This is a genomic window from Bradyrhizobium sp. ORS 285 (assembly GCF_900176205.1).
Taxonomy (GTDB): domain Bacteria; phylum Pseudomonadota; class Alphaproteobacteria; order Rhizobiales; family Xanthobacteraceae; genus Bradyrhizobium.
Window position 1 is genome coordinate 251,289 of record NZ_LT859959.1, and the last position, 19,628, is coordinate 270,916.

The 19,628-nt window shown below is 66.4% G+C and carries 18 protein-coding genes and 1 other RNA gene; 12 read left to right on the forward strand and 7 right to left on the reverse strand.

The features are described from left to right. The first annotated feature begins 46 nt into the window (after nt 1-46). From BRAD285_RS01110 to BRAD285_RS01125, 4 genes are all read left to right on the forward strand, one after another. Nucleotides 47-1,366, forward strand: coding sequence for a UDP-glucose/GDP-mannose dehydrogenase family protein (locus tag BRAD285_RS01110; RefSeq protein ID WP_006611464.1), 1,320 nt, complete (start codon nt 47-49; stop codon nt 1,364-1,366). Nucleotides 1,367-1,482: 116 nt separating this feature from the next. Further along, entirely contained in the window at nt 1,483-3,957 is a 2,475-nt protein-coding gene (hrpB, locus tag BRAD285_RS01115) for an ATP-dependent helicase HrpB (RefSeq protein WP_006611465.1), read from the forward strand. Between the two features lie 160 nt (nt 3,958-4,117). Further along, complete coding sequence (locus BRAD285_RS01120) at nt 4,118-4,618, forward strand: TIGR02281 family clan AA aspartic protease (protein ID WP_006611466.1); 501 nt, start codon at nt 4,118-4,120, stop codon at nt 4,616-4,618. Nucleotides 4,619-4,804: 186 nt separating this feature from the next. Beyond that, complete coding sequence (locus BRAD285_RS01125) at nt 4,805-6,304, forward strand: phosphomannomutase/phosphoglucomutase (RefSeq protein ID WP_006611467.1); 1,500 nt, start codon at nt 4,805-4,807, stop codon at nt 6,302-6,304. Nucleotides 6,305-6,361: 57 nt separating this feature from the next. Here the strand turns inward: BRAD285_RS01125 and BRAD285_RS01130 are convergent, their stop codons facing one another. The 5 genes from BRAD285_RS01130 to BRAD285_RS01150 all read right to left on the reverse strand — a co-directional run bounded on the left by BRAD285_RS01130 (nt 6,362) and on the right by BRAD285_RS01150 (nt 10,284). Then, nucleotides 6,362-7,828: a methyl-accepting chemotaxis protein gene (locus BRAD285_RS01130; protein ID WP_035645990.1), complete on the reverse strand. Its 1,467-nt coding sequence runs from the start codon at nt 7,826-7,828 to the stop codon at nt 6,362-6,364. Nucleotides 7,829-7,849: 21 nt separating this feature from the next. Beyond that, entirely contained in the window at nt 7,850-8,128 is a 279-nt protein-coding gene (locus tag BRAD285_RS01135) for a hypothetical protein (protein WP_006611469.1), read from the reverse strand. Nucleotides 8,129-8,306: 178 nt separating this feature from the next. Further along, nucleotides 8,307-8,807 (reverse strand): Lrp/AsnC family transcriptional regulator, encoded by a 501-nt coding sequence (locus BRAD285_RS01140; protein ID WP_006611470.1) that lies wholly within the window; start codon nt 8,805-8,807, stop codon nt 8,307-8,309. 115 nt (nt 8,808-8,922) lie between these two features. Beyond that, complete coding sequence (gene nudC, locus BRAD285_RS01145) at nt 8,923-9,861, reverse strand: NAD(+) diphosphatase (RefSeq protein ID WP_006611471.1); 939 nt, start codon at nt 9,859-9,861, stop codon at nt 8,923-8,925. Nucleotides 9,862-9,864: 3 nt separating this feature from the next. Next, nucleotides 9,865-10,284 carry an HIT domain-containing protein gene (locus BRAD285_RS01150; RefSeq protein ID WP_006611472.1) on the reverse strand — a complete coding sequence of 140 codons (420 nt, stop codon included), beginning with the start codon at nt 10,282-10,284 and terminating at the stop codon, nt 9,865-9,867. 148 nt (nt 10,285-10,432) lie between these two features. On the opposite strand from BRAD285_RS01150, the gene ffs reads away from it, so the two are divergent. From ffs to BRAD285_RS01175, 5 genes are all read left to right on the forward strand, one after another. After that, nucleotides 10,433-10,529, forward strand: an RNA gene (ffs, locus tag BRAD285_RS01155) — signal recognition particle sRNA small type. A 146-nt stretch (nt 10,530-10,675) separates the two neighbouring features. Further along, entirely contained in the window at nt 10,676-12,514 is a 1,839-nt protein-coding gene (locus BRAD285_RS01160; protein ID WP_006611473.1) for a DNA polymerase III subunit gamma/tau, read from the forward strand. Between the two features lie 77 nt (nt 12,515-12,591). Beyond that, entirely contained in the window at nt 12,592-12,912 is a 321-nt protein-coding gene (locus BRAD285_RS01165) for a YbaB/EbfC family nucleoid-associated protein (protein ID WP_006611474.1), read from the forward strand. Between the two features lie 215 nt (nt 12,913-13,127). Then, entirely contained in the window at nt 13,128-13,727 is a 600-nt protein-coding gene (recR, locus tag BRAD285_RS01170; RefSeq protein ID WP_006609565.1) for a recombination mediator RecR, read from the forward strand. A 20-nt stretch (nt 13,728-13,747) separates the two neighbouring features. Continuing rightward, a complete protein-coding gene (locus tag BRAD285_RS01175; RefSeq protein WP_006609566.1) occupies nt 13,748-14,173 on the forward strand; it encodes a hypothetical protein in 426 nt (141 codons plus the stop codon). 93 nt (nt 14,174-14,266) lie between these two features. Here the strand turns inward: BRAD285_RS01175 and BRAD285_RS01180 are convergent, their stop codons facing one another. Next, a complete protein-coding gene (locus BRAD285_RS01180; RefSeq protein ID WP_006609567.1) occupies nt 14,267-15,649 on the reverse strand; it encodes an AmpG family muropeptide MFS transporter in 1,383 nt (460 codons plus the stop codon). A 43-nt stretch (nt 15,650-15,692) separates the two neighbouring features. After that, entirely contained in the window at nt 15,693-16,949 is a 1,257-nt protein-coding gene (locus BRAD285_RS01185; RefSeq protein ID WP_006609568.1) for a DNA recombination protein RmuC, read from the reverse strand. A gap of 169 nt (nt 16,950-17,118) precedes the next feature. On the opposite strand from BRAD285_RS01185, the gene def reads away from it, so the two are divergent. The 3 genes from def to truA all read left to right on the forward strand — a co-directional run bounded on the left by def (nt 17,119) and on the right by truA (nt 19,571). Next, nucleotides 17,119-17,646, forward strand: a complete 528-nt coding sequence (gene def, locus BRAD285_RS01190; RefSeq protein ID WP_006609569.1) for a peptide deformylase — start codon at nt 17,119-17,121, stop codon at nt 17,644-17,646. A 136-nt stretch (nt 17,647-17,782) separates the two neighbouring features. Beyond that, nucleotides 17,783-18,718: a methionyl-tRNA formyltransferase gene (gene fmt, locus BRAD285_RS01195; RefSeq protein WP_006609570.1), complete on the forward strand. Its 936-nt coding sequence runs from the start codon at nt 17,783-17,785 to the stop codon at nt 18,716-18,718. Nucleotides 18,719-18,833: 115 nt separating this feature from the next. Next, nucleotides 18,834-19,571 (forward strand): tRNA pseudouridine(38-40) synthase TruA, encoded by a 738-nt coding sequence (truA, locus tag BRAD285_RS01200; protein ID WP_006609571.1) that lies wholly within the window; start codon nt 18,834-18,836, stop codon nt 19,569-19,571. The last annotated feature ends 57 nt before the right edge of the window (nt 19,572-19,628 follow it).

Below are 19,628 nucleotides of genomic sequence, written 5' to 3' on the forward strand. Positions count from 1 at the left end.
AAATGGTTTAAGACGCGAAAGTATTAACCTTGAAGGATGGGTTTCGATGCGAATTGCGATGATCGGCACGGGCTATGTGGGTCTGGTGTCCGGTGCCTGCTTCGCCGATTTCGGTCACCAGGTGACCTGCGTGGACAAGGACGAGAGCAAGATCGCCGCGCTGCATCGCGGAGAAATTCCGATCTTCGAACCCGGCCTGGACGCGCTGGTCGCCACCAATGTGAAGGCCAAGCGGCTCGACTTCACGACCGATCTCAAGCAGCCCGTGGCGGACGCCGACGCTGTCTTCATCGCCGTCGGAACGCCGTCGCGTCGCGGTGACGGGCACGCCGACCTCACTTACGTCTATGCCGCCGCGCGCGAGATCGCAGCCTCGCTCACCGGGTTTACCGTCGTCGTCACCAAGTCGACCGTGCCGGTCGGCACCGGGGACGAGGTCGAGCGCATCATCCGCGAGACCAATCCGCAGGCCGATGTCGTCGTCGCTTCGAACCCCGAATTCCTGCGCGAGGGCGCCGCGATCCGCGACTTCAAATGGCCCGACCGCATCGTCGTCGGCACCGATGATGAGCGCGGCCGCAGGGTGCTCGGCGATATTTATCGTCCGTTGTCCTTGAACCAGGCGCCGGTCATGTACACGGCGCGGCGCACGGCCGAGCTGATCAAGTACGCGGCGAATGCGTTCCTCGCCACCAAGATCACCTTCATCAACGAAGTCGCCGACCTCGCCGAGAAGGTCGGCGCCGACGTCCAGGAAGTGGCGCGCGGCATCGGCCTCGACAACCGCATCGGCGCGAAATTCCTGCATGCCGGTCCCGGCTTCGGCGGCTCGTGCTTTCCGAAGGATACGCGGGCGCTGATCAAGATCGCGCAGGACTACGACACGCAGTTGCGCATCGTCGAATCGGTGCTGGCGGTGAACGACAACCGCAAGCGCGCGATGGCGCGCAAGGTCGCGCATGCCGTCGGCGGCAATCTGCGCGGCAAGACGGTGGCGGTGCTCGGCCTCACCTTCAAGCCGGAGACCGACGACATGCGCGAGGCGCCGTCGATTCCGCTGGTAACGGGGCTGCTCGACATGGGCGCCAAGGTGCGCGCGCATGATCCTGTTGGGATCGAGCAGGCCAAGAAGGAGCTGCCGGAGATCGCCTATTACGACGATCCCTATGACTGCGCGACGGGGGCCGATGCGATCGTGCTGGTGACGGAGTGGGTGCAGTACCGTGCGATGGACCTCGACCGCCTCAAGCAGGTGATGGCCAGTCCCGTCGTCGTCGACCTGCGCAACGTCTATCGCCCCGACGAGATGGCCGCTCACGGCTTCGTCTACGAGAGCGTCGGCAGGCCGTCGGTGAAGGCCGAATGACATGGCGTTGTCATATCCGGCGCAAGCGGGGTATGCAGGACGACTGATCGCCCTGAGCCAGGCGGTCTGCACTGACTGGATCACCCGCTTTCGGCGGGTGATGATTGGTTGATTGATTGCCCCTTCGCTTCGACACACCGCTCCCCATCGACGCCGTGCTGGACGAATTGTCCGGCACGCTCGAACGCAGCAACACCGCGGTCCTGGTGGCGCCGCCGGGCGCCGGCAAGACGACGCGGGTGCCGCTGGCGTTGCGCGATGCGCCGTGGGTCGGGGACAAGAAGATCATCGTGCTGGAGCCGCGCCGGATCGCGGCCCGCGCCAGCGCCGAGCGGATGGCGAAATCGCTCGGCGAGCGCGCCGGCGACACCGTCGGCTACCGCGTCCGCTTCGGCTCGAAAGTGTCGCGGTCGACCCGCATCGAGGTCGTCACCGAGGGCATCTTCACCCGCCAGATTCTCGATGACCCCGAGCTCACCGGCGTCGCCGCGGTGCTGTTCGATGAATTCCACGAGCGCTCGCTCGACGCCGATCTCGGCCTCGCTTTGGCGCGCGATGCGCAGCAGGGCCTGCGCGAGGACCTCCGCATCCTCGTGATGTCGGCGACGCTCGACGGCGCCCGTGTCGCCAACCTGCTCGGCAATGCGCCGGTGGTGGAGAGCGAAGGCCGGGCCTATCCGGTCGAGACGCGCTATGTCGGCCGCAAGCCCGATGCACCGGTCGAGCGGCAGATGGCCGAGACCATCGCCGCCGCGTTGCGCGCCGACGCCGGCTCGGTTCTGGCCTTCCTGCCGGGGGCCGCCGAGATCCGTCGTACCCAGACCATGCTGGCCGAGCGCGTCCATGACGCAAGCATAGAGATCGTGCCGCTGTTCGGTGCGCTCGACGCCGCCGTCCAGGACCGCGCCATCTCGCCGGCGCCGAAGGGCCACCGCAAGGTGGTGCTGGCGACCTCGATCGCCGAGACCTCGCTGACCATCGAGGGCGTGCGCATCGTGGTCGATTCCGGCCTCGCCCGCGTGCCCCGCTATGAGCCGGATATCGGCCTGACCCGGCTGGAGACGGTGCGGGCCTCGCGCGCCGCTGTCGACCAGCGTCGCGGCCGCGCCGGCCGCACCGAGCCCGGCGTCTGCTACCGGCTGTGGGACGAGCCGCAGACCGCCTCGCTCGCGGCCTATACCCAGCCCGAGATCCTCAGCGCCGACCTGTCCTCGCTGGTGCTCGATCTCGCGCAATGGGGCGTCAGCGATCCCGCAAGCTTGAGCTTCCTCGATCCGCCGCCACTTCCGGCCTGGAAGGAGGCGCGTGACCTGCTGAACGAACTTGGTGCGCTCGATGCGGACAGCCGCCTCACTGACGAAGGCCGGCGGCTGCGGGCGTTGGCGCTGCCGCCGCGGCTGGCGCGGATGATCGTCGATGCCGCCGATTACGGCGCGGCCGCGCAGGCCGCCCACATCGCGGCGATCCTGACCGAGCGTGGCCTCGGCGGCGACAGCGTCGACCTCGAGGTCCGGCTCGATCAGTTCCGCCGCGATCGCTCGCAGCGGGCGCAGAGCGCGCGGGACATGGCCCGGCGCTGGGCGCAGCAGGTCAGCGCCTCCTCGTCTGCGCAAGGAGCGGCGGAGCTAACGACCGGTCTGATGCTGGCCTTCGCGTTCCCCGATCGGGTCGCCCGTAACCGCGGCAATGGTAGCTTCGTTCTCGCCAATGGCCGTGGCGCTGCCGTCGAGCAGACCTCCTCGCTGGCGCGGGTGCCCTATATCGCGGTGGGCGAGTTGACCGGCACGGCCGCGAGCGGCCGCATCCTGCTGGCGGCGCCGCTCGCGATCGAGGACGTCGAGCGCCATTTCGCCGCGCAGATCGAAGCGAAGGACGAGGTCAGCTTCGACCCGAGCGCGATGGCGCTGCGGGCGCGCCGCCGGCGCAGGCTGCATGCGATCGTGATGGCCGATGCGCCGGTGGCGCTGACGCCGTCCGAGGAGACCGCGCGCATCTTCGCCGAGGGCATCTGCACCGCCGGCCTCGACCGGCTGCCCTGGTCGAAGGCCGCCAAACAGTGGCGCGACCGGGTCACCTTCCTGCGCAAGGCGGAGGGCGACAGCTGGCCCGACCTCTCAGATGCCGGCCTGAGCGCCCGGCGTGAGGACTGGCTGGTGCCGCTGCTCGCCGACAAGACCTCGCTCAAGGAGGTCTCTCCGGGCGACGTCTCGGACGCCGTGATGGCGTTGCTGCCCTGGGATCTGCGCGCCCGGCTCGACAAGGAGGCGCCGACCCATTTCGAGGCGCCGACCGGCACGATGCTGGCGATCGACTACGAGGCCGAGCAGGGGCCGACCATCGCCGTGCGGCTGCAGGAGCTGTTCGGGCTGAACGTCCATCCCTCGATCGCACGCGGCGCGGTGCCGCTCGTCTTGGAGCTGCTGTCGCCGGCGCAGCGGCCGGTGCAGGTGACGCGCGATCTGCCGGGCTTCTGGCGCGGCTCCTATGCCGCCGTCCGCACCGACCTGCGCGGCCGGTATCCGCGGCATCCCTGGCCCGAGGATCCCGCCAGCGCCATGCCGACCCGCCGGGCCAAGCCGCGGGGGACGTGAGCGATGCAAATTATACCGTCTGCCTTGCCAGCGTTAACGCTTCGCTCATCGTTTTCGCCAAAATGGCAGCGGCAGCCGCTCCGCCTCAGTCGCCCGTCAGCGGCTTTCATGGTCAAGTCGGTTGCGGGGTAAAGTCGGGCGTTGCGTCATGCGTAACATAATGATCTTCGCGGCCGTTCTCGTCGGCCTCGGCACTTTCATGGCGCAACTGGCCGATCGCCTGACGCCGGCGCCGGCGTCCGCCACGACGTCCGTGCGCAGCGCGACCGTGGACACTTCCGCGGCCGGCCAGCGCAGCCTCAACATCCCGACCGACCGCCGCGGCCATTTCCGTGCTGACGGCCGCATCGACGGCCAGCGCATCAGCTTCATGATCGACACCGGCGCCTCGATGGTCGCGCTCAACGAAACCTCCGCCGCGCGCTTCGGCCTGCGTCCGGCGCGTGGCGACTACACTGCGACCGTGACCACGGCCAACGGGACCGTGAAGGCCGCGCGCGCCCGGCTCCCGATCGTCGAACTCGGCGAACTCACTGTCCGCGACGTGGACGCCCTGGTGCTGCCCGACGCGGCGCTGTCGGAGAACCTGCTCGGCCTGTCGTTCCTGTCGAAGCTGAAGCGCTTCGCCTATGCCAACGGCCAGATGGTGCTGGAGCAATAGGCCGCGTCACATCGGCTTGGCCGCGGCATTGGCGGCCCCCATATACCAGCAGGCTCGGTGATCGAGCGGGCAGGGCCATCCTGCCCGATTGTTGCCTGCATTCATCTGCCTTCTGCCATTGTCCGACGACGTCGTGCAGCGCACGACCGTGTTCTTCCATTGATGTGATTTCCGAGGCTCCTCCTGATGTTTCCCAAGCCGAAGCCGGTCCTGGTCCCCAACACCTACGCTTTCGAATCCGAGCCGATGGTGAAGCCGACGGGCTTCCGCGAATATGACGCGCGCTGGCTGTTCAACAAGGAGATCAACCTGATGGGCGTGCAGGCGCTCGGCATGGGGCTGGGCGCGCTGATCGCCGAGCGCGGCGTGAAACAGGAGATCGTGACGGGCCACGACTTCCGCGGCTACTCCGCCTCGATCAAATACGCGCTGATCTCTGGCCTGATGGCGGCGGGCTGCAAGGTGCACGACATCGGCCTGGCCGTGACGCCGATGGCCTATTTCGCGCAGTTCGAGCTCGACGTGCCTTGCGTCGCGATGGTCACCGCTTCGCACAACGACAATGGTTGGACCGGCGTGAAGATGGGCGCCAACCGGCCGCTGACCTTTGGGCCGGACGAGATGACCCGGCTGAAGGAGATCGTGCTCAACGCCGAGTTCAAGAATGCTGGCGGCGGCTCCTATCAGTTCCACGAAAACTTCCCGGCGCGCTACATCGCCGACCTCACCAACCGGCCCAAACTCAAGCGCAAGCTGAAGGTCGTCGCCGCCTGCGGCAATGGCACCGCCGGCGCGTTTGCGCCTCAGGTGCTCCAGGCGATCGGCTGCGAGGTCATCCCGCTCGATACTGAGCTCGATCACACCTTCCCGAAATACAATCCCAATCCCGAAGACATGGAGATGCTGCACGCCATCCGTGATGCCGTGCTCGCGCACAAGGCGGATGTCGGCCTCGGCTTCGATGGCGACGGCGATCGCTGCGGCGTGGTCGACAACACCGGCGAGGAGATCTTCGCCGACAAGGTCGGCGTGATGCTGGCGCGCGACATGTCGGCGATTCACAAGGAAGCCCAGTTCATCGTCGACGTGAAGTCGACCGGCCTGTTCATGACCGACCCGGTGTTGCAGGCGCAGGGCGCGAAGACCGAATATTGGAAGACCGGCCATTCCTACATGAAGCGTCGCACCAATGAGCTCGGTGCGCTCGCGGGCTTCGAGAAGTCCGGCCACTTCTTCTTCAACAAGCCGTTCGGCCGCGGCTATGACGACGGTCTGGTGTCGGCGATCGCGATCTGCGAGATGCTCGACCGCGCGCCGAACAAGTCGATGGCGGATCTGAAGGACGCGCTGCCCAAGACCTGGTCGTCGCCGACGATGTCGCCGCATTGTGGCGACGAGGTCAAATACGGCGTGGTCGATGCCGTCGTGAAGCACTTCCAGGCCCTGCAGCAGCAGGGCGGTCACGTGGCGGGTCAGGCGATCCGCGACCTCGTCACCGTCAACGGCGTGCGCGTCACGGTCGAGGACGGCAGCTGGGCTCTGGTGCGGGCGTCATCGAATAAGCCGGAGCTCGTGGTCGTGGTGGAAAGCCCGGTGTCGGAGCGGCGCATGCACGACATGTTCGAGGCGGTGAACATCGTGCTGCGCACGCATCCCGAAGTCGGCGCCTACAACCAGACCATCTGAAGCGGGAGCGAGCATGCCTTGCTACGAGGCATGCTCGCCGACGTCCGACGATGCGAACTAAGCGGCTCGCAACGACCTGAGGAACTGATCGACCTCGGATTTGAGCCGAGCCGATTGCGACGACAGGCCATTCGCGGATTCCAGGAGCCGGGAGGCCGCGCCGCCGGTTTCGTTGGAGGCGTTCGTCACGCTGCCCATGCTCTGGCTGACCAGCCGCGTGCCTTCCGAAGCCTGCTGCACGTTGCCGGAAATCTCGCCCGTCGCGAGGCCCTGCTGTTCGACCGCAGTGGCGATCTCCTTGGAAATTCCGTCGATCTCGGCGATCGTTCCGCCGATGAGTTGAATCGCGCTGACCGCATCACCCGTGGCGCTCTGGATGCTCTGCACCTGGCTGGAGATTTCCTCGGTCGCCTTTGCCGTCTGATTGGCCAGCGCCTTCACCTCGCTGGCGACGACCGCGAAGCCCTTGCCGTGCTCGCCGGCGCGGGCAGCCTCGATGGTGGCGTTCAGCGCCAGCAGATTGGTCTGGCTGGCGATCGTCTGGATCAGCGTCACCACCTCGCCGATCTTCTGCGTGCCCGCGGCGAGGCTCTCGACCACGCTGTTGGTGCGGCGCGCTTCCTCAGCGGCTTTGGCCGCGATCTCGGCCGAGCGTGTCACCTGCTGGGAAATGCTGCCGATGGAGGCCGTCAGCTGTTCGGTCGCCGCCGCGACCGTTTCGACATTGGTCGAGGCTCGTTGCGAAGCGTGGGCCGCGGCAGATGTCTGGCGCGAGGCTTCGGCGCTGTTCCGGCTCATCAGGGACGACAGGTTCTGCACGTCGTTGGCGGCGATCGCCACCGCCTCGACGATGCCGCCGATCTTGCGCTCGAAGCCTTCCGCGAGTTCGCGCCGGGCGAGATCGCCCTGCTGCTTGACCCGCTGCTCGGCCTCGATGCGTTCGGCGTTGGCGCGCGCCTCGGCCGCCATCGCCGCGTTGGCCTCCGCGGTCTTGCTCGCACTGGTTTCGAACAGTTGCGTGAGCTTGAGCGCGAGCGCCGCCAGGACGCCGGCCTCGATCAGGAGGATGACCGCGTGCAGCACGACGCGGCCGAAATCGGCGCCGCCCGGATAGATCGCGGCTGGGAAAACGAAGTTCAGCACCAGATGATGAAGCGCGACGGCGACCGTCCCGGCCACGATGGGGCGGTAGTCGCAATAGGCGACGAGACAGGCCAGTGCCGCGAAGAAGTACATGTGCATGTCGACCTGCCACGCATGTCCCGACATCTGGTAGACGAGCACGGACACGCCGCCCATCAGCGCAACCGCGACGGTGAGCTGGGTCGACAGGCCATCCCCGGCGCTGCGCCAGGAGAGCGTCGCCACAGCGGCCAAGGCGACCATCATGATGGTCGGCATCATCCAGTCGCCGCGCGACAGTCCGATGATGAGCGAGAGCGGAACGTGAATCCACAGCAACGCCAGCAAAAGCCTGCTGGTCGTACCGCGGAGAATTGCCAGATCATCGGTCTCGCCGGTCATTTCCACTCCCCCAATCATTATTCATTGTGCAAAGCAGGCGGAGACCGCCTGCGGGTCGATGACGAGCCAGGCTCCGGCCTGGCGCAGCCGCGCCAAGCCATCGTGGTCGCCGGGACGGACCACCAGCAGCGACGAAAAGGTCGTCGTGCGTACGAGAGCGGCGTCAGCTGATGCTGCAGCCAGCATCGTCCGTTGCGCGCTCCACCAAGGTGGGAAAGCGACAGCCACGATTTCGCGGCCGGGATGCACCTGCAGCGACAGCGCGGCCACCCCGACGAAGCTTGCGATCAGAAGCGCCATGGCATTCAGCCAGGCGCGCGACGACGAGGGTATTTTTGCACCGGACATCATCACATCTGAAGATAGATGGATGGAAATAACTTCCGGTAAACGATGATTGGGAAACGACTTAAAAAATCCGGGGAGGGGGCGCAGCGACCAGCGGCGTCACCTTGGCAGGACGGAATGCGCGGCTGACTTAGACCGGGGGCACCGGCAGCGCGGTCACCGACTTGATCTTCTCCATTGCGAAGCGCGAGGTGACGTTCTTGAGCGGCACCGCGCTGATCAGCTTCTTGTAGAACACGTCGTAGCTCTGCATGTCCGCGACCACCACGCGCAGCATGTAGTCGACGTCACCGGCCATGCGATAGAACTCCATCACCTCGGGCATGGAGCTGACGGCCTCGGCGAATTTCTTCAGCCAGGCGTCGGAATGGTCGGCGCTCTCGACCGAGACGAAGACGGAGATGCCGAGCCCGATCTTGTTCTGATCGACCAGGGCGACCCGGCGCAGGATCACGCCGTCGGCCTCCAGCCGCTGGATGCGCTTCCAGCACGGCGTCGACGACAGGCCTACCCGGTCGCCGATTTCGGCGACAGACAGGGAGGCATCCTCCTGCAGGACCATCAGGATCTTGCGGTCGATGGCGTCGAGCCGGCGGTTGGCTTCGGGGCTCTGGGCGGAGACGTCGGACATGGAGAAATTTGTTCCATATGAAGGTCGAGAAACCCTCATATAGAGAAAATCGTTCCAAGGCAAGGATCCGCCGTTCAGGCCACGCCTTGAGACCTTGGGTGGTTCTTGAATACCGCTAGCCTGCGTCGTTCAGCCAGCGCCCGACCAGATGATGGGCAATGGCAAACGGATGCGGCCCCGCCAGCCCATCCGGATGCTGCCGCTGCAGCATCAGCCGGGCTTCCTCGCGGCTGAACCAACGGACGTCCTCGAGCTCGTTGCGGTCAATGACGATGTCCTCGTTCAGTGCCCGCGCGCTGCAACCGATCATCAGCGACGACGGATAGGGCCAGGGCTGGGTCATGTAGTAGGTGACATCGGTGCAGCGGATGCCGGATTCCTCGAACACCTCGCGGCGCACGGCGTCCTCGATCGTCTCGGCCGCCTCGACGAAGCCAGCGAGGCACGAATACATGCCCGCCGGGAATTGCTTCTGCCGGCCGAGCAGGCACTTGTCGCCGGAGGCGACCAGCGAGATCACGACAGGGTCGGTGCGCGGGAAATGCTCGGTCTTGCAGCTCGGGCATTCGCGCTTCCAGCCGCCCTCGCGCATCGCGGTCTTGGTGCCGCAATTGGCGCAGAAGCCGTGGCGCTGATGCCAGGACACCATCGACTTGGCCATTGCGATGGTCGCGAGCTGGTCGACCGGGATCGCGCCCTGCATGGCCAGGCCGCGCAGCTCGGTCACGGACACGTCTTCACGACCGGCGAGCTTCTCGACCGCGGCCGGCGAGATGCCCATGCCGAACACGGCCGCGTCATCCTGCAGACCAAGGAAGATCGTCCCGGGATTGGCGCCGAACTTGAGCGCCTCGTCGATCGAGAGCACGGCGCGCAGCTGGTCGCCGTCCCGCTTCAGCACCAGCGAATCGCGATGCACGACATAAGCGCGCGTCGACGGCTTGCCTTCTAAGGCGAGCAGCTTGTCGTCATGAAAGCGCAGATGGGCGGCGCGCTCGATCGGATGGCCGACGAAGGCCGGCTTGCCCAGCGGAAACAAGTCGAATGGCGACATCTCTCACCCTAGCCAGATCTTGCGCCTGACAGCGCTGATGAAACTCTCGACCTCCTGCGCATCGTGCGGCACGGGCGGGGCGACGCCCCACACCGGACGCGGCCAGGCGACATCACTGGTGCGGCGCGCGATGATGTGGATGTGCAGCTGCGGCACCATGTTGCCGAGCGCGGCGACGTTGAGCTTGTCGCATTTGGTGATCTCCTTCACCGCGCGCGACACCCGCGTCATCTCGGTCATCAGCTGCGCCTGGGCGACCTCGTCGAGATCGATGATTTCGACGGCGCCCTCGCGGCGCGGCACCAGCAGCAGCCAGGGGTAGTTCGCGTCCTTGATCACCAGCACGCGCGACAGCGGCAGGTCGCCGATATCGATCGTGTCCTTCGCCAATTGCGGATGCAGCGACCAGGCTGATTCGGGCATGCGGCGGTGTTCCTGGCAGGACGTTCATGCGGGAAGCGCTGCGGCACCTAAAGCCTTTCCAAGCTGCGGCACAAGCCCGCGGCGCAGCGGGCGACCCCGGCGAAGCTCGCGCTTGCTTTCCGGATCGTTTGGCCCCAAATAGGCAGCGGGAGATTGGCGGTGGACGAGCCACTCGCCAACCGGGTCAGGTCCGGAAGGAAGCAGCCCTAACGAGGTCCGGATCGGGTCGCTCGTCAGTCTCCTACCTGTTTTCTCGAGCGAATCGCGCAAAGTTGGCGGGGACCCCGCGCAGGGCGGGCGCTCGACCGCACTCCGGTTGATTGCGTCGAGGCCGATGGCGTCGACGACCGCGATCGAAGCCGGCCTGGAATACTCACTTGCGGATCGCTCGATGACTGACGCTGGCGCCCCACCCATTCCGCCCGACAGCGCCGACGCTCCCGCAAAGCCCTACCGGGTGCTGGCGCGCAAATACCGCCCCTCCAGCTTCGCAGATCTGATCGGCCAGGAGGCCGTCGTGCGCACCGTCTCGAACGCGTTCGAGACCGGCCGGATTCCGCAGGCCTGGATCCTCACCGGCGTCCGCGGCGTCGGCAAGACCACCACCGCCCGCATCCTCGCCCGCGCGCTGAATTATGAGCTGCCCGACGGTTCGGTGAAGGGCCCGACCATCCACATGCCGGTGCTCGGCACCCATTGCCAGGCGATCATGGAAAGCCGGCACATGGACATCCTGGAGATGGATGCGGCGTCCCACACCGGCGTCGACGATGTCCGCCAGATCAATGACAGCGTGCGCTACGCGCCGGCCAGCGCGCGCTACAAGGTCTACATCATCGACGAAGTCCACATGCTGTCGACGGCGGCGTTCAACGCCTTCCTGAAGACCTTGGAGGAGCCGCCCGAGCACGCCAAATTCGTGTTCGCGACCACCGAGATTCGCAAGGTCCCGGTGACCGTGCTGTCGCGCTGCCAGCGCTTCGATCTACGCCGCGTCGAGGCCGACGTGCTGATGAAGCACCTCGCCGGCATAGCGACGAAAGAAGGCGTCACGATCGAGCCCGAGGCGCTCGGCATCATCGCGCGGGCCGCCGAAGGCTCGGTGCGCGATTCGCTTTCGCTGCTCGACCAGGCCATCGCCCACAGCGCCGGCGAGGTGCGCGCCGATGACGTCCGGCAGATGCTGGGCTTGGCCGATCGCACCCGCGTCATCGATTTGTTTCATCACCTCGCCAGCGGCGACATCGCGGCTGCGTTCAAGGAGTTCCGCGAGCAATACGACGTCGGCGCCGACCCCGTCGTCGTGCTGTCGGACCTCGCCGAGTTCGTGAACTTCGTCACCCGCGTGAAGGTGGTCCCGGCCACCGCGGACAACGTCGCCTTCAGCGAGACCGAGCGGCTGCGCGCGCGTGATTTCGCCACCAAGCTGTCGATGCGCGTGCTGTCGCGGATGTGGCAGATGCTGCTCAAGGGCATCGCCGAGACGCAAGGCGCGACGCGGCCCGCAGCAGCAGCCGAGATGGTGCTGGTGCGCATCGCCTATGCAGCGGATCTGCCGACGCCGGACGAAGCCATTCGGATGATCGACCAGAATGGCGGCGGATCACCTGTCGTGACGAACGGTGGCGGAGCGCGCTCTGCGCCGGCACCGAGCATGAGCGCGGGCGCGCCGCCGGTGATGAGCTCGGCGCCGATGCAGGCGCCGCGCATGCAGGGGCCGACGCTTGCGGCCGTGGGCGGCGGCATGCGCCCGCAAGCGATGACATCGCAGCCGGCACCGGCCTCCCAGGATCAGCCGGCGCTGCGCATCGGGAGCTTCCAGGAGCTGGTCGCGCTCGCCGGCAGGAATCGCGACCTGATCACCAAGAGCGCGCTCGAGATGGACGTGCGGCTGGTCCGCTTCGAAGAAGGCCGGCTGGAGATCGCGCTGGAACGGACCGCGCAGCGCTCGCTTGTCTCGGATCTCGGCCGCAAGCTGGAGGACTGGACGGGCCGGCGCTGGACCGTGATCGTCTCCAACGAGCAGGGCCAGGCGACCTTGCGCGAGCAGAACCTGCGCGCCAAGAGCGAGCGCGAGGCGGCTGCGGAGGCTGATCCGCGCGTGCAGGAGATCCTGGCGCGGTTCCCGGGTACCAAGGTGATCGAAGTGCGCCGGCTCGCCCCCGAGCCGCCTGAATCCGACGCCAGTGCTGTCGAGCCGCCGGACGAATCGGACGATGATGATTTCTAGAGCGTGATCCGGGAAAAGTGAGAACCGGTTTCCGACAGATCATGCTCTATAAAAATGACTGATGATGAGGTGCTCCGATGGCTGACTTTCTCGGCATGATGAAACAGGCAGCGCAGCTGCAATCGAAGATGCAGGAGATGCAGGCCGAGCTCGGCAACGTCGAGGTCGAGGGCATCTCCGGCGGCGGTCTCGTCGCCGTGCGCATGACCGCCAAGATGGACGTGAAGTCGATCAAGATCGATCCGTCGCTGCTCAAGCCGGAAGAGGCCGAGATCCTCGAAGATCTCCTGGTCACCGCGCATGGCGATGCGCGCCGCAAGGCGGAAGCGGCGATGCAGGAGAAGATGCAGGCGATCACCGGCAAGCTCGGCCTGCCGCCGGGCTTCGGCTTCGGTTAGTTCATGACGGGTTTCGGCTTGCTGGCGCAGCAGATGGGGGTCACCTCTCCCGAAGGGAGAGGTCGGATTGCATCGTCAGATGCAATCCGGGTGAGGGCCTTAGGTCTCTCGGTTGCGGAAAACCCCCTCACCCGCGCCTGCGGCGCGACCTCTCCCCGCCGGGGAGAGGTGGATCGAGACTGCCGTCGTTCCTTGCTCCAGATGTTGCTGACCTGATGGCCGTCGCCGGTCCTGAAATCGAGCGCCTGATCCAGCTGCTCGCGCGCCTGCCCGGCCTCGGGCCGCGCTCGGCGCGGCGTGCTGCGCTGCATCTGATCAAGAAGCGTGAGGCGCTGATGGTGCCGCTGGCGTCTGCGCTGCAGGTCGCCATCGACCGCATCCAGGTCTGCAAGACCTGCGGCAACATCGACACGCAGAGCCCGTGCACGGTGTGCACCGACCCGCGGCGCGATCCCGCGATGATCGTGGTCGTGGCGGATGTTGCCGACCTCTGGGCGCTGGAGCGGGCCAAGGCGTCCAACGGCCGCTATCACGTGCTCGGCGGCACCCTGTCGCCGCTCGACGGTGTCGGTCCGCAGGATCTCACCATCGATGCGCTGGTGCAGCGGGCGCATGCGCCGGAGGTGCAGGAGATCATCCTCGCACTGAATGCCACGGTCGATGGCCAGACCACCGCGCACTACATCACCGACCTCCTGCAGGAGGCGAACGTCAAGGTCACGCGGCTGGCACATGGCGTGCCGGTCGGCGGCGAGCTCGACTATCTCGACGAAGGCACGCTCTCGGCCGCGATGCGGCAGCGCACCTTGTTCTAAGCACAGACGGAAGTGGAATGATGACGAAACGCGGATTCGGCAAACGGCTGGCTTTGGGCGCGATTTGGATGGCGCTCTCGGCAGCGTCAGTGCTCGCCCAGCAGGGCGAAGCGCCGCAGAAGGCCGGCAAGCCGCTCAACACCGGCGACGTGCTGTCGGGCGAACTGAGCGCGCTGAAGGTCAAGGGCGCCAAGCCGGGCCAGCCGTCATCAGCCTATCAGATCACCAGCGAGCCGCGCCGCCTGCCGCCGCCGAGCGGCCTGTGCAATCTCGAAACCGGCCCGGAGACGTTCCAGCTGGTCACCGCGAGCCCCGCGCAGGCGTCGCAACTGAAGGGCCTGCTCGGCAAGCAGATCGCCGTGAAGGTCGACGAGATCACCTGCGCTCAAGATGCCGGGCAGATCAGCGAGGCGGTCGTGACGAAGTGGAGCCTGGTGAAGCGCTAACAACCGCTCGGCGCGTTCATGCGCATATAGCGCCACAATCTCCGCTGTCATCGCCCGCTTCGCAGGTGATGACAGTGTAGCTCCATGTGGCAGCTAGACTCTCACTGGCCCTAATTCATCGAAATGCCCGCGCCGCTGCAGCCAGGCGAGCAGCACGAGGCTCGGGATTGCGACCAGCACGCAGATCACGAAGAACACCGGCCAGCCGGTCGCCTTCGCAACATAGCCTGCTCCCGACGACAGATAGGTTCGCCCGACTGCGGCCAGCGCGGTGAGCAGCGCATATTGGGTCGCCGTGTGCAGCGGGTTCTTACACAGCGCCGAGAGATAGGCGACGAAGATCACGGTGCCGATCGCGCTAGTGAAGTTCTCCGCCGAGATCGCCAGCGCCAGCGCCCATTGATTGACGCCGACGATCGCGAGCCACGAGAACGACAGGTTCGCGAGCGCCTGCACCACGCCGCCGATCCAGAGGCTTGTCGCGAGCGAATAGCGCCGCGCCACGAAGCCGCCGGCAAAGCCGCCGGCGAGCGTGGCAGCGAGGCCGACGCCCTTCACGATCGCGGCGTAATCGACCTTGGTGAAGCCTAGATCGATCACGAACGGCGCGGTCATCGTGCCCGAGAACGCGTCGGTGAACTTGAACAGCACGACGAAGGCGAGCGCCGCCAGCGCGTCGCGCCGGCCAAGAAATTCGAGGAAGGCCCCGGCGGCCGCATGCGCCACGCGGGCGAGCGCGGTGTCCGCACCCATCGCCGCTTCGGCCTGCTTGGATTGCGGCGGCTCGGTCGCGGCCAGCGCCGTGATCGTGCCGATCAGCACCAGGGCCGCCATCACGACATAGCCCCACATCCAGGATGACGGTCGCGACAGCCCTGCATTCTCGAATGCACTGACGACCACGAGCGCGCCGGCCGTCGAGACCAGCATGCCGATGCGATATGCGGCGACGTAGGATGCCATGCCGGCAGCCTGCTCGCTCTCCGGCAGGCTCTCGACGCGGAAGGCGTCGACCACGATGTCCTGGGTCGACGACGTCGCCGCCACCAGCAGCGCCGCCAGCGCCACCATGAACGGCGCATCCGCCGGGTCGGTCAGCGCCAGCAGCAGAATGGCGCCGATCAGCAGCAGCTGCGCGAACAGCAGCCAGCCGCGCCGCCGCCCGAACGCGCGCGTCAGCAGCGGCACATGCAGCGCATCGACCAGCGGCGCCCACAGGAACTTCAGCGTGTAGGGCGTGCCGACCAGCGCGAACAGCCCGATGGTGCCGAGATCGACGCCGAGCTCGCGCATCCAGATCTGCAAGGTCGAGCCGGACAGCGCCAGCGGCAGGCCCGAGGAGAAGCCGAGGAACAGCACCACGAGCACGCGCGGCTGGAGATAGACGGCCATGCTTTCGCGCCAGGTGGGGGCGGGCTTGGACTCGGGCTTTGCAGTGGTCGCTGCGCGGTCGGTTGTCGCGTCGGGTGCGGTCATGAGCGGGTCGTAGCAGATTTGGACGGCTGTCGCGACGCCACCATCACTCCCCCGCCTGCATGCGGCCCGCCAGCGGAAACAGATCCGGCGTCGTCCCCCCAGCCGGTGCTATCCGCGGCGAGTCCACTGGCGCTTCCTGCTTGCTGAAATCCAGCTCCTCGATCCGCGCAGCGCGCTTCTCGATCTTGTCGGCGGAGATCAGGATCTGGCGGATGTCCTCGCCGACGTCGCCAAAGTGCTTCTGCAGCTTGAGCACGCGCTCGCGCAGGCGGCCGAGATCGTCGCCGAGATGGATCACCTCGTTGCGGATTTGGTCGGCGGCGTCGCGGATGCGGGCATCCTTCATGATCTGCTGCATGACCTGGATCGCGAGCATCAAGAGCGACGGCGACACCAGCACGACGCGCGCACGATAGGCCTTCTGAATCACGTCGTCGAAACCATCGTGGATCTCGGCATAGACCGACTCGGACGGCACGAACATCAGCGCGGTGTCCTGGGTCTCGCCGACCACTAGGTACTTCTCCGCGATGTCGTTGACGTGGCGCAGGACGTCCGTGCGAAGGCGCTGCGCTGCGGCGCGCTTCTCCTCGTCGGTGTCTGCGTCGTGCAGCGCGGTCACCGCCTCCAACGGAAACTTTGCGTCGATGCACAGCGGCCTGTTGTCGGGCAGGAACACGACGCAGTCCGGCCGCTTGCCGCTGGCGAGCGTGTACTGGAACGCGAAGCTGCCCTTCGGCAGCCCGTCCTGCACGATCGCCTCCATCCGTGCCTGGCCGAACGCGCCGCGCGACTGCTTGTTGGCGAGCACGTCGCGCAAGGTCGAGACCTGCGTCGTCAACTCGCTGAGATCGCGATGCGCGTTGTCGATGATGCCGAGCCGTTCGTGCAGCACGCGCAACGAATCCATCGTGTGCCGCGTGGTCTGCTCCATCGACTGGCCGACGCGATGGGTGACGGCATCGAGCCGCTCGTTGACGCTGCGGGCCAGGTCCACCTGCCGACCGGCGAGCAATTGGGCCATCGCATCGACCCGGCCGGAGGCCTCGCTCTGCACCCGGATCATTTCGCCGAACCGTTGTTCGATCTCCTCAGTGCGCATCGCCTGCCGGGCGGCAAGCTCCGCACTCCGCCGTCCGGAGCGGGCCACCGCCAGGCCGATCATCATGAGCAGCAGCACCACCAGCACGCCGAACCCGATCAGCGCGTCGCTGGCGCGCACGGGCAGGTCGCCGATCATGACGACGACAGGATTGAGCGCAGGATTCAACGCAGGAGTCAGCGATGGGCTGGCGGTCATCACCCCCGTCTATCCGATTCGCAAGATCTCGCGAACGAAGAGAGAACATTTATGGTTAAGGCCGGCTTAAGAAGCATGGTTAACGACTGGTTAAAATTCATGGTTAGCGAAGTCTTAACCGCACGCCCTCACATTGACCGCGCCGGCTTCGGGGCTTAAATCGCGCGCCATGTCCCTCAGAGAAATCATCATCCTGCCCGACAAGCAGTTGCGGCTGGTGTCCAAGCCTGTCGAGAAGGTCACGCCGGAGATCCGGCAGCTGGTCGACGACATGTTCCAGACCATGTACGACGCGCCCGGCATCGGGCTCGCGGCGATCCAGGTCGCGCAACCCGTGCGCGTCATCACCATGGATCTGGCGAAACCCGACGCGAACGGAGAAGGCAAGCGCGAGCCGCGCGTCTTCATCAATCCCGAGATCATCGCCAAGTCCGATGAGCTGTCGGTCTATGAGGAAGGCTGCCTGTCGATCCCCGAATATTACGAGGAGGTCGAGCGTCCGGCGCGGGTGCGCGTGCGCTTCACCGACCTCGACGGCGTGGTCCGCGAGGAGGATGCCGAAGGGCTGTACGCCACCTGCATCCAGCACGAGATCGACCATCTCAACGGCGTGCTGTTCATCGACTATCTGTCGAAGCTCAAGCGCGACCGCGTGATGAAGAAGTTCACCAAGGCCGCCAAGCGCGCGGGCGAGTAACGATCAACTCTCTCCTCCGTAATGCCCGGGCTTGACCCGGGCATCCACGCTTTGCCGACTGCGTTGGCGCTAAGACGTGGATGGCCGGGACAGGCCCGGCCATGACGAGAGGACGAAGTATTGAGGGCCGCACAACATGCCCCTTCGCCTGATCTTCATGGGCACACCGGATTTCGCGGTGCCGACCCTGCTCGAGCTCGCCGGCCATGGCCACGAGATCGCGGCCGTCTACACGCGCGCGCCGAAGCCCGGCGGCCGTCGTGGTCTGGCGCTGGTGCCGACGCCGATCGAGACGGAGGCGCGCCGGCTCGGCATTCCCGTGCTGACGCCGAAGACGCTGAAGACCGAGGAGGCCTTGGCCGAATTCCGCGCGCACGAGGCTGATGTCGCCGTCGTCGTCGCCTACGGCATGATCCTGCCGCAGGCGATCCTCGATACGCCCAGGCTCGGCTGCTACAACCTGCACGCCTCGCTGCTGCCGCGCTGGCGCGGTGCGGCGCCGATCAATCGCGCGATCATGGCGGGCGATGCCGAGAGCGGCGTGATGGTGATGAAGATGGATGTCGGGCTCGATACCGGCGACGTCGCGATGGCCGAGCGCCTTCCCATCACCGATGCGATGACGGCGTCGGATCTGCACGACAAGCTCTCCCGCATCGGCGCCGACCTGATGGTGCGCGCCATGTCCGCGCTGGAGCGCGGCGGTCTGACGCTGAGCAAGCAGGCCGAGGACGGCGTGACCTACGCCGCCAAGCTCGAGAAGGCGGAGGCGCGGATCGACTGGGCGAAGCCGGCGCACGCCGTGCTGCGTCACATCCACGGCCTGTCGCCGTTCCCTGGTGCCTGGAGTGAGATCACCTTCGATGGCGAGGCGGTCCGGCTGAAGATCCTGCGCTGCGCGCTGGCCGACGGCCGGGGCGAGCCGGGCACGGTGCTCGACGAGCAGCTCACGATCGCCTGTGCCGACGGCGCGATCCGCGTCACCGAGGTGCAGCGCGCCGGCAAGGGGCCGATGAAAGCCGGAGATTTCCTGCGCGGCACCCGCGTGGCACCCGGCCTGCGCTTCGGCTGATCACCGCAGCCCGTCATGCGCGGGCTTGACCCGCGCATCCATCTCGCGAACAACTTTCGTCCATTGATGGATGGCCGGGTCAAGCTCGGCGATGACGGCGAACTCAGTTAAGGCGATGCCCCGCTACAAGCTCACCATCGAATATGACGGCGCGCCGTTCTATGGCTGGCAGCTGCAGGAGACGCTGCCTTCGGTGCAGGGCGCGCTGGAGAAGGCGGTGCAGGCGACCTGCGGTGTGCCGACCCGCGTCCACGGCTCGGGCCGCACCGACGCCGGCGTTCATGCCACCGGCCAGGTCGCCCATTGCGATATCGAGAAAGACTTCCGCCCCGACAAATTGCGCGATGCGCTCAACGCGCATCTGCGGCCCAATCCGGTGGCGGTGCTCGATGCCGAGATCGTGCCCGACAACTTCGAAGCGCGCTTCTCGGCCCGCAAGCGGCACTACCGCTACCGCATCGTCAACCGCCGCTCCAACCTCGCCCTTGAGGCCGGTCGCGTCTGGCGCGTGCCGCAGCGGCTCGATTCCGATGCGATGCATGCCGCTGCCCAGCGCCTGATCGGCAAGCATGATTTCACGACGTTCCGTGACACAGAATGTCAGGCCAAGTCGCCGGAGAAGACGCTCGATCAGCTCGATGTCGTCAGGGACGGCGATGCGATCACCATCCTCACCTCGGCGCGGTCCTACCTGCATAGCCAGGTGCGCTCGATGGTCGGCTCGCTGGTGTGGGTCGGGCAGGGCCGCTGGAGCGCCGACGATCTCGCCGCTGCCCTGGCCGCTCGCAACCGCGCGGCCTGCGGCGTCGTTGCGCCGCCGGAGGGATTGTATCTCGTGAAGGTCGATTACTGAGGTCGGTTCCGCAGCAGGCCTTTGGTCCGTGTTGTTAACATATGAGAATTTTCGTCC

Coding starts and splice junctions, on each gene's coding strand:
- BRAD285_RS01110 (WP_006611464.1), top strand. CDS start 47: ATGCGAATTGCGATGATCGGCACGGGCTATGTGGGTCTGGTGTCCGGT.
- BRAD285_RS01120 (WP_006611466.1), top strand. CDS start 4,118: ATGATCTTCGCGGCCGTTCTCGTCGGCCTCGGCACTTTCATGGCGCAA.
- BRAD285_RS01125 (WP_006611467.1), top strand. CDS start 4,805: ATGTTTCCCAAGCCGAAGCCGGTCCTGGTCCCCAACACCTACGCTTTC.
- BRAD285_RS01130 (WP_035645990.1), bottom strand. CDS start 7,828: ATGACCGGCGAGACCGATGATCTGGCAATTCTCCGCGGTACGACCAGC.
- BRAD285_RS01135 (WP_006611469.1), bottom strand. CDS start 8,128: ATGGCGCTTCTGATCGCAAGCTTCGTCGGGGTGGCCGCGCTGTCGCTG.
- BRAD285_RS01140 (WP_006611470.1), bottom strand. CDS start 8,807: ATGTCCGACGTCTCCGCCCAGAGCCCCGAAGCCAACCGCCGGCTCGAC.
- nudC (WP_006611471.1), bottom strand. CDS start 9,861: ATGTCGCCATTCGACTTGTTTCCGCTGGGCAAGCCGGCCTTCGTCGGC.
- BRAD285_RS01150 (WP_006611472.1), bottom strand. CDS start 10,284: ATGCCCGAATCAGCCTGGTCGCTGCATCCGCAATTGGCGAAGGACACG.
- BRAD285_RS01160 (WP_006611473.1), top strand. CDS start 10,676: ATGACTGACGCTGGCGCCCCACCCATTCCGCCCGACAGCGCCGACGCT.
- BRAD285_RS01165 (WP_006611474.1), top strand. CDS start 12,592: ATGGCTGACTTTCTCGGCATGATGAAACAGGCAGCGCAGCTGCAATCG.
- recR (WP_006609565.1), top strand. CDS start 13,128: ATGGCCGTCGCCGGTCCTGAAATCGAGCGCCTGATCCAGCTGCTCGCG.
- BRAD285_RS01175 (WP_006609566.1), top strand. CDS start 13,748: ATGACGAAACGCGGATTCGGCAAACGGCTGGCTTTGGGCGCGATTTGG.
- BRAD285_RS01180 (WP_006609567.1), bottom strand. CDS start 15,649: ATGACCGCACCCGACGCGACAACCGACCGCGCAGCGACCACTGCAAAG.
- BRAD285_RS01185 (WP_006609568.1), bottom strand. CDS start 16,949: ATGACCGCCAGCCCATCGCTGACTCCTGCGTTGAATCCTGCGCTCAAT.
- def (WP_006609569.1), top strand. CDS start 17,119: ATGTCCCTCAGAGAAATCATCATCCTGCCCGACAAGCAGTTGCGGCTG.
- fmt (WP_006609570.1), top strand. CDS start 17,783: ATGCCCCTTCGCCTGATCTTCATGGGCACACCGGATTTCGCGGTGCCG.
- truA (WP_006609571.1), top strand. CDS start 18,834: ATGCCCCGCTACAAGCTCACCATCGAATATGACGGCGCGCCGTTCTAT.